Source organism: Kitasatospora sp. NPDC088346, assembly GCF_044740765.1.
Taxonomy (GTDB): domain Bacteria; phylum Actinomycetota; class Actinomycetes; order Streptomycetales; family Streptomycetaceae; genus Kitasatospora.
Map to the genome: position 1 here is coordinate 1 of NZ_JBIURH010000110.1, position 9240 is coordinate 9240.

Below are 9240 nucleotides of genomic sequence, written 5' to 3' on the forward strand. Positions count from 1 at the left end.
GCACCGAGACCGTCGAAGCGCTGCGCCAGCTGCTGCCCTGGCTCAAGGCCCAGGGATACACCTTCGACTTCCCCGCCGAATGAGACCTCCCCGGCGGCACCGGGGAGCGGCCCGGGGTCGTGTCCCATTTGGTGGTGTAGCCGATCATTCGGTGGGCGTATCGGGTAGTGCGGGGGCGCTCTCGGGGCGCTTGGCCGGGTAGAGCCGGTCCATGCTGCCTTCGGGCAGGTAGCGGCGGGGGAAGGCGATCCACTAAGCCCGGCCCGGCCGCCGGGGGGAGGGCAGGCGGGCGGTGAGGCGCTGCGCGAGGTGTGGGGAGATGGCGGTGGGGGCGCGGAGCAGGATCAGGGGGACGGCGGGCATGAGGGCGGCGAGGACGTTGGTCCAGGTGTCGGTGCCGGGGAATGTCTGCGGTGACGACGTCGGTCGGTTCCTTGGGCACTGCCGAGAAGAACACCTTGAGGTCGCAGGCGGTGGCCAGCAGAGTGTTCGGTCGGCAGCGCGCCGCCACGAACTCCAGATAGTCGTCGACCAGGGCATGGCCCAGGGACGCCGCGGGGTGCCCCGCGGCATCGACATGTCGAATCAACACCGGCTGCCAGACCATCCGGGCTCCTCGACGGGAGCGACCATCCTGGCCGGGAACACGAGATCGCGGAAGAGTTGTCACCCACATAACCGCCGAAGAACCGGAACGCTGCGACGTGGGACTGGGTCCAGGCGTTCTGGTCCATGTGAACCACCGGACGGACGAACATGTGCCGCGAGCAGGCCAGCACCATCACGGACGCCCAGATCCGGTGCCGCTTCCCGGTCGACGGGTTGATCCACTGCTCCAGGAAGCCATAGTCGATCTGGGCCTCCGAGCCCGGCTCGACGTCGTCCCGCAGCACCGTCACCTTCGACCGGGCCGACTCGTCCGGGAGGTTCTCGGTCACCCACCGGCGGAACGTCGACAACGACACCGTCAACTTCCCCTCGTCCCTGAGGCGTTGCTGGATCGTGGTCACCGTGGTCGTCTCCAGCAGCCCCTTGACCAGGTCGCGGTGCGGCTCGATCTCCGCCCACGTGACCTGGTTCAGCCGGCGCCGGGCCAGCTCCGGGAACCAGCTCTTGATCAGCTTCCCCCAGTCCGCCTCGCTCATGGGCGGCCCACCCGGGGCTATCCCGGACGCCTCCGCCGGCGCCAGATACTTCCTGATGGTCTTGCGGTCCACCCCCGACGAGGCCGCGAGCTGGTTCTTCGACCGGCCCGCGTACCACTGGACGTAGATCTCGACGATGTCGACCACGGTGAACGTTCTCCGGGCCGGGCGGGACCTGCTCGCCGCGCAGGGCGGGGGCCCCTGTGCGGATGCGCTCCAGGCAGTCGGCACCTGGCACAGCGTGGCCGCGTCGAGGTGTCGGGTGTCGCGGACGGCCTGGTGGTCGTCGTCCGATGCCGCTGCAAATCGGCCTTGCCGGTCTGGAGTGCGCTATGGAGAACCTGCTGGTCCACGCCCGCCCCGCCCGGCCTCGCAGATCCCGGGCAGGGCACCGGCCCAGGTCCTCTGCCGCCGCGTGACGCGTCGGTGCTGTGCCCGGCCGGCAGCCCCCAGCAAGTCCCGGCTCGGGTTCTCGATCGGCTCCGCCTACCACAAGAAGGGCACCGAATCGGGATGAACCTGGGCAAACAGTGGAATGACATGGTCAGCTTGCACCGCCGACTCTGGCTGCAGCCAGGTACTCCGGGTGCTGCGGGCCGAGAGCGGAGGCGAGCGCAGTTAAGGCCTCGCCGACCCTGGGGTCGTCGCCCGGCCCGGGCGCGACTGCGAAAGCGTCGAGGTGACGGAGGATCAGCGTGTCGGGGTGGTTGGGCCCGATGGTGTCCGTCGCCGCAGCGAGCGCGGGCGCGGCGAGGGCGGGCACCTCGTGAGGACGTCCGGTGGCGAGGGCGACCCGGACCAGCACCGTGCAGGCCTGGACGGCGGTCGGGTGACCAGGATCGCCCTCGGCGAGGGCGGCGGACCACTCGGCCCGGGCGAGGGTGGACGCCTCGACGAGGTGGTCGGCGGCGGCCAGCGCGGCGGAGAGGTCGACGGCGAGCCGCCGGGCGATGGGGTGTTCGGCGCCGAGCTCGGCGAGCGCGTCCTGGTGGGCGCGCCGTGCGTGCCCGATCGCCTCCGCTGGGCGTCCGGCGCGGCGGCAGGAGTTGGCGAGGTTGCCCCGGGCCCAGACGGTGTTCGCGTTCTGCGGCCCGTAGAGGCGTTCGCGTCGGGCCACCACCTCCTCCTCCGTCGGGATCGCCTCGTCGGGGAAGCCGGCGCGCGAGCGCATGCCGGCCAGGTTGCCGGTCAGGGTCAGTACACGGGGATCGTCGGCGCCCAGTGCCGCGAGCCGCGCGGTCCAGACCGGCTCCAAGAGGGCTGCGGCTTCCGCGAAGCGGCCCGCCTGGTAGGTCGCGCCCGCCAGCATCGCGCGGGCGTTCAGGCTCTCGGGGTGGTCCGGGCCCGAGCGGCGTTCGCGGGTGGCGAGCAGCTCCTGCTGGAGTGCCAGCGCTTCGCCGGTCCGGCCCAGGCGCCCAAGCATGATCGCAATGTTCTCCCGGGCGGTGAGGGTGTTCCGGGCCTCGGGGCCGATCCGGTCAGCGCGTTCCGCCGCCACGTGCCGCAGCAGCTCCACGGCCTGCCCAGTGCGGCCCGCCTCGTCCAGGGCGAGGGCGAGCATCTCCCGGAAGAGCGAGCGGGGTGCGCTGTCCAGGCCGGCCGCCTCGGCCCGCGCCACCACGTCCTCCAGCTCCGCCAGCGCCTCCGCATGCAGACCCATCGCGCCGAGTTCACGGGCACGGGCGCAGCGGCTCTCCAGAACCGACTGGCCGTCGGGGCCGAGGAGTTCGGTGGCGAGTTCGACGTTGCGCCCGTACAGCTCGGCGGCCGTCCGGCTGTCGCCGAGTTCCGACAGGCTGCCAGCAAGGTTGTTGCGGGTCAGCCGGGTGTCGGGATGGCCCGGGCCGAGCGCCTCCTCCCGGACCTCTAGGACGTGTCGCTCCAGGGCGACGGCCTCGTCGACCCGGTCCGCGTCCCACAGGCAACAGGCAAGGTTGACTTCGATGGTGAGGGTGTCCGGGTGTGCCGTACCGAGCAGTGCGCGGCGCGCATCGGCGACTTCCTGGCACAGGACCAGGGCTTCGCCGAACCGCCCCTCGGCCTTGAGTGCCCCGACGAGGTTCGCCTTGGCGTCCAGTGTGCGCGGGTGACCGGGCCCGGACAGCGCAGTGAAGTGGCGCGCGAGGTCCTCGCCGATGTCGACGGCCTCCGCGGTGCGGCCCGTCCCCGCCAGTGCGACGGCCAGGTTTGCACGAGCCTGGAGGGTGGCGGGTGCCAGCGCACCGTGCACCTCTGCGGAGGCACGGGCGGCCTCCTTGGTCACCGTCGTCGACTCCTCCACCCGGTTGGCCGCGTACAGCGTGGCACCCACGTTGACGGCGGCCGTCAAGCTCTGCGGATGGTTCTCGCCGTAGCGGTCCACGGTGCCCGCCAGGGTGGCACGAGCGACCTGGACCGCCTCGTCGAGCTCCCCTGCCTGAACGAGGACATTGCCCAGATCGCTGCGGGCGAGCAGGACACTCGGATGGCCGGCGTCGAACGCGGCCTCGACATCTGCCACCAGCTGTCGCTGCGCGAGGACCGCCTCGGCTGCCAGGCCCGCCTCGTGCAGGGCCCGGGTCACGCCGGTGCGCAGCGTCAGTCGCAGGTGGGCGGCGGCCGGACCGCTCTCCACCGCCTGTTTCACCAGCGAGCGGGCCAGGTGAAGGGCCTCCTCATGCTTGCCGAGCTTCGACAGGACGGCGGCGAGGTTCGATCGTGTGGCCAGCGTGAGCGGGTGGTCGTCCCCGAGCGCCTCGGTCGCGTCCATCGCGATGGCCCGGAGCTCGGCGAGGGCCTCCGTGGCGCGTCCGCAGGCATGGAGCACCAGCGCCGCGTTGTTTCGGCTGTTCAAAGTGCTGGGATGAGCCGAGCCCAGGGCGTCCTGCTGGATCGCTTGGACCGCGCGGTTCTCGGCGAGGCTGTCCACCGTCCGACCGGTGCGCGCCCACACGGTGGCGAGCAGCTGACGGGAGGTCAGCGTGGACGGATGTTCGCCGCCCAGCAGGGCCGTGCGCAGTCGAATCACCTCGACCAGGGTGGTCTCCGCCTCCTCGTCGCGCCCGAGCGCCGACCACACCAAGGCCAGATTGTGACGGACGGTCAGGGTCTCGGGATGCTCGGCGCCCAGCTGCTCGGCAGAGGCGTCGCGGACCTCCCGCAGCATCTCATCCGCCTCGTCCAGCCGGCCGTCGAGGCTGCGCGAGGCGGCCAGCTCGGCTCGCGAGATGAGTGTGTCCGGGTGGGTGGCGCCCAGCACCCTGGAACGTACTTCAAGGGTGCGCTCCAGTAGCGGTACGGCCTCGCGGTGGCGCCCTGCGGAGGTCAGGGCGGTGGCGAACACGGACGCGCACCGTAGCGCGCTGGGGTGCTCCTCGCCGAGGACGGCAAGGGCGGTCGCGTGCGTGGCTGAGGACCTGTCGGCCGCGTCGGCCGGGCGGCCCAACGCGACTAGGGCCAGGGTGATCAGCAGCCCGGCCGCGAGCACCGACTCGTGGCTGGGGCCGAGGGCGGTGGACAGGGCGTCACGCGCCGTGGTCGCCTGGTTCCGTGCCTCCGTCGCGTGCCCGCCGCGCAGGGCGGCCACGGCGACGGCGAGCCGGGCAGCGGCCGTACCCGGATGGTCGGGGCCGGTCAACCGCATACGTCGTTCCAGCAGTCGCTCGGCTGCGGCATGGGCCGCTCGGGCGTCACCGGTCCGGATGAAGTTAGTGATCAGCACCGACCCTTCCAACCGCAGCCCGTGGTCGCCGCGGAGCAGACCGGCCGAGCCCGACCGGTCCAGGACCGCCTGCTCGTGCGCGGCGGCTGCCGTGGGGCGGCCGCAGTCGCGTTCGGCGTCGGCTGCGGCGAGGCGGGCCGTGAGCGCCACCCAGGCGTCCGCGCCGAGCACGGATGTCGCGTCGTCGACGAGTTCGCCCGCCAGCGCCGCGGCCGTCTCGTAGTGGCCCGCCGCGTTGTGGGACTGGACCACCACCAGCCGCGCGGCCAGGTGGGGTTCGGATGTCGCCCCTGCGGTGCGCAGGGCCCGCTCGGCGACGTCCCGGGCGAGCGCGAGCGCACCCGCGTGGTCACCCGTGACGAGCATCGCCTCGGCCTGGCCGGTCAGCGCGGCGATCGTCTCCGGCGCGTCCGGGCCGAGTCGCTCGGCGGTGGCCTCGGCGTGAGTCTTCCAGAGGCCGACCGCGTCGCGGAGCAGGCCGGCGGCGACCGTGCTGTGCAGGTGCCGGGTGAGCAGGCGAGGCCCGTCCGGGACGGCGTGGAGCAGGTCGCCGACATGGCGCTGCAGGGCGCGCGTGTTGGCGCGAAGGGCGTCTTCCAACTCCGCGTCGATGTAGTCGAACTCGGGCCACAGACCGAGCAGGGCGGTGGCCACGCAGGCGGCCCGGTCGGTGAGCTGTTCGGACGTCAGGGTGCTGCGGGCCGCCCAGGCGGTCAGGGCGTGCAGTTGCACGGCCCGGGATTCGGCGTGCCGGTCGTGGGTGACCAGTCGGTATTCGTGCAGCACGCGCACGGCGGCGTCGCCGACGCGCCGGCCGCCGAGCCCGGAGTAGTCCTCGGCGCCGTCGCTGAGCAAGCGATCCCGCACCGCCGGTGCCTGCCACAGGCGTCCGGGGTGCCCGACGGGGTCGAGGCATGCGGCGAGCCGCAGGGCCGGAGTGGCGGCACCTTTCGGGGCCCGGCGGTCCGCAGCCTCCAGCGAGAACAGCAGAGCCGCGGTGACGGCGCTCCCACCGTCGACCGGGTCCGCGGGCAGCAGCTCGTCCAGGCCCAGTTTGCGCTCCTTCAGATCCTCCAGGTACTCGGCGGGGGTGAGCCCGTGCTCGGCCATGGCCGTCGCGGCGTACCCGAGGGCGAGCGGAAGGTGTTGGAGTTCCCCGGCGATCTCGGTCAGGGCCTGGGCGTGCTCGTCCCCGGCCAGGTTTGCCAGGTCGTCGACGGTGCTGATGCGCTTACGCAGGAAGGCGAGCGACTCCTCCGGCTCGAACATCCCGACGGTGACGATGGTGCCGAGCAGCCTGCTGGTGGACGCCCCCCGGAGCCGAGAGGTCACAAGGACGTGTCGGTCGGCGGCGGTGCTGTACGGCAGCAGGCCGGTGAGGGTGGCGGGGTCCGCGAGGTTGTCCAGGACGACCAGGCCGGACGGGCCGGGGGTGCGGAACCACTCAAGGAACAGGTCGGCCTGGTGGTCGAGATCCCGGTCTGAGAAGTCGGACAGCTGTAGCTTTCGCGCAGCCCCGGCGTAGGAGGCGGCGAGCGACGCGCGGTCGGTGGCGTCCGCCCACAGGACGAGCTGGCTGGCGCCGCTGGCCAGCGCGTGGCGTGCGTGAGCTGCGGCCAGCTGCGACTTACCGACCCCGCCGGGCCCGCTGAGCAGGACCAGCCGGTGCGCGGCAAGCGTGTCCGCGAACTCCCCCTCGATCTCGGGACGCGGCAGGGCGGCTGAGTCCGGCAGGGGGATCCGTCCGGCCTCAACCGGCCATGACGTGGATGTGTCGTGGTGATTGTCCTCGCGGACGGTTTCGAGGGTCGGCTTCCTGTCGGTGTGCTCCGTGACGAGGCGGCCGAAGGCTGAGTCTTCCAGGAGGAGGCGAGTGGGGTGGGCATACAGGCGGCGGCCGCCCCGCATGTCCAGGGTGACGACGCCGGCCAGGCGGCCGTGGCAGAACACCGCGGTGCCGGAGGCTCCCGACCACGGTCGTCGGGAGTCCGCCATTTCGGCAGGCCACGTCTGGGTGTCCAGGACCATGCCGTCCAGGCCGTCGGTGGATACGGGTGGCAGGTGGCCGCGCAGGTGCTCGACCGGGCCCTCCGTGGGCCTGTGATGCTTGCGAGCCGGGTCGTCAGGTTGAGGTTCGGCAAACAGCGGGAAGCCGAACCCGTGGTAGGGCACGGGGGTGATGCCAGCGGGCTGGCCCCACCGCACCGGTGGGCTGCCCTCCACGTGCACGGGTTCGTCCAGCCGTAGCAGAGCGATGTCCGGGGCATCCGTCGAGGGGAGGCCGCCGTCGGGGTCGGGCCAGCAGAGGCGCGCGGAGCGCCAGACCGGAGCCGGTGACGGTGCGTTGGTTCGCGGGTCACCCACCCGCACCTCGATCTTCGGCAGCAACTCGCCGTTCTTGTCGGTGACCACGTGGTGGGCGGTGAGGACCAGTCGCGGTCCGATCAGCCATCCTGAGCCGTGCCCCGTGCCCGCCGTCTGGGTGCCGGCCCACACCAGGGCCAGGCGTGCCAGATCCTTCTCGTCCAGACTTCCGGAAGACATTCACGTCCTCCATGTGTGGCCTGGCCGGGCCGCATCGTCCTGGGGACTGGACGGGGTTGCGGAGCCCTCTCCTGCGGCGCGAGTCGGCGCCGGCTCCGTACCGCAGTCTCCTTCGTTGTCGGGGTGTCGACCGATCTCAGACCAGGATCTCCGCTCCTCCTGCCGGATGCGGGCACGGTCGTTGACTGCGTTGTCCCGAACGTTCAGTACGAGCACCAGCCGGTGGGTTCGGGTCTGGCCCGCGCCCCCACCAACCTCGGCGCCAGCCGCTCCGATCGACAGCTTTGCCTTGCCCGCGGCGTCCTTGCGGATCTGCACCTCAAGATGCAGCTCGGCCTTCTCGACCTCGAACTGCACCTGATGCCCCGCCCCTGCATCCTGGGCCTGGTACAGCTGGCGTCGTAGATCATCCAGCGCGTTTGCGACATCGTCCTTGCCGTCCACCGAACACCCCCGCCCCGTCCGGCCAACCATCCGATGATCGGCCATACTTGAGCCGGATTCTGCCCCACCCACCGTTCCTCCACGCCCCGAACAGCCGAATATGCCCGCCCCCTCGCGGCCGTCTGGTATATGGACACGGTGTGAGCGAGATAGCCGTCGCCGGTATGTGTTGACGGCGTACTGACCGTGATCCGAGTGCCCGAGGATTCCCCAACCGTCGAGCCCATGTCTGGTCATGGCTCGTGGCGGCGAGCCCGTCGCAGGGTCCCGTCCCACTGCTCCGGCAGTCGGTGCCCGTGTGACAGTCGACGCCCCCGCAGTGGACCCCACCGAGCTCCCTCCGTGTGGCCGCCCTGCTTCTCCGCCCACTCCACGCCGTGCTCGGCGAGCCCCGCCGTCCATGGGTGTATTTTCTGATCAGCGTGGGGTGATGTGGGCTGGGCTGAGCTTGACTCTGTCGGTGATCTTGGGGGTCCGTGGCTGGGCAGCGTGATCAGTGGCAGGCTCGCGGCTGGTGATGCAGGTCGACCCGGCGGCGAGGTGCGTGTTGTCCGTCCGTCCCCGTTTCGGTGTGCAGGTTCCCGCTCTGACCGTGCAGGTCGCACGGGCGAGCAATTCGAAGGGGACGACGGCGATGTGGGTGCGGGACAGGCTGGACGGGTTGTGGCACGACGAGGACTTCGCCGGCCGGTATCCGCACGATGGCCGTCCCGGTCACTCTCCGGCTCAGTGGGCCACCGTCTGCGTGCTGCAGTTTCTGCTCGGCCTGTCGGACCGTCAGGCGGCGGAGGCGGTCCGCTGCCCTATCGACTTCACGTACGCCCTGGTGCGCCACGAGGCCCCTCGCCCCGGCCGGCCAGGTTCACGAGCCCGGTCGGCAAGGGTCAGCTGCGACGGCGAGGTCGGCGCGGCCGAACAGGAGGTCTTAGACCGTGTCCTACGTGGGCGGTGGTCTCGTTGTAGGGGTCATGGGGAGTGGTGGGTGGGGATGGATCGTTCCTGACGGCTTGTGGGAAGTGGTGGAGCCGCTGCTTCCCGCGGCTCGGGTGCGCCAACAGGGCGGTGGGACGGTCAACTTGGACGATCGGGCGGTGTTCGCCGCGGTGGTCTACGTGTTGACGACGGGGTGTGCGTGGCGGCATCTGCCACCGTGTTTCGGGGTGTCGAAGTCCACGGTGCACCGCCGCTTCACGATCTGGACCAAGGGCGGCCTGTGGGGCCGGCTCCGCAGGGTGATGCTGGAGCGCCTGGCCGACGCCGAGGTCCTGGACCTGTCGCGCGTCGTCGTCGACTCCGTGCACGTCCGCGCGAAAAGGGGCTCTTGTGCTGGACCTGTGGGTCGGGTCATGCGAGTTGGCGTCGGGGCAGGGTGGGGCGGTTGCCGCCGAGGCAGAGCATGACGAGGGC

At 71.5% G+C, this 9240-nt stretch carries 5 protein-coding genes; 2 read left to right on the forward strand and 3 right to left on the reverse strand.

Annotated elements, in window-relative coordinates; translation table 11 throughout:
- Nucleotides 1–344: 344 nt before the first annotated feature.
- From ACIOFR_RS41385 to ACIOFR_RS41395, 3 genes are all read right to left on the reverse strand, one after another.
- Nucleotides 345–1292 carry a hypothetical protein gene (locus tag ACIOFR_RS41385; RefSeq protein ID WP_401005881.1) on the reverse strand — a complete coding sequence of 316 codons (948 nt, stop codon included), beginning with the start codon at nt 1290–1292 and terminating at the stop codon, nt 345–347.
- A 397-nt stretch (nt 1293–1689) separates the two neighbouring features.
- Nucleotides 1690–7389, reverse strand: a complete 5700-nt coding sequence (locus tag ACIOFR_RS41390; protein WP_401005883.1) for a tetratricopeptide repeat protein — start codon at nt 7387–7389, stop codon at nt 1690–1692.
- Nucleotides 7390–7833, reverse strand: coding sequence for a trypco2 family protein (locus tag ACIOFR_RS41395; protein WP_401005885.1), 444 nt, complete (start codon nt 7831–7833; stop codon nt 7390–7392).
- Between the two features lie 634 nt (nt 7834–8467).
- Between ACIOFR_RS41395 and ACIOFR_RS41400 the strand changes: the two genes are divergently transcribed.
- Both ACIOFR_RS41400 and ACIOFR_RS41405 read left to right on the forward strand, forming a co-directional pair.
- Entirely contained in the window at nt 8468–8836 is a 369-nt protein-coding gene (locus tag ACIOFR_RS41400) for a transposase (RefSeq protein ID WP_401005889.1), read from the forward strand.
- Nucleotides 8802–9233 (forward strand): transposase, encoded by a 432-nt coding sequence (locus ACIOFR_RS41405; protein WP_401005887.1) that lies wholly within the window; start codon nt 8802–8804, stop codon nt 9231–9233. The genes ACIOFR_RS41400 and ACIOFR_RS41405 overlap by 35 nt, the downstream gene beginning before the upstream one ends.
- Nucleotides 9234–9240 lie beyond the last annotated feature (7 nt).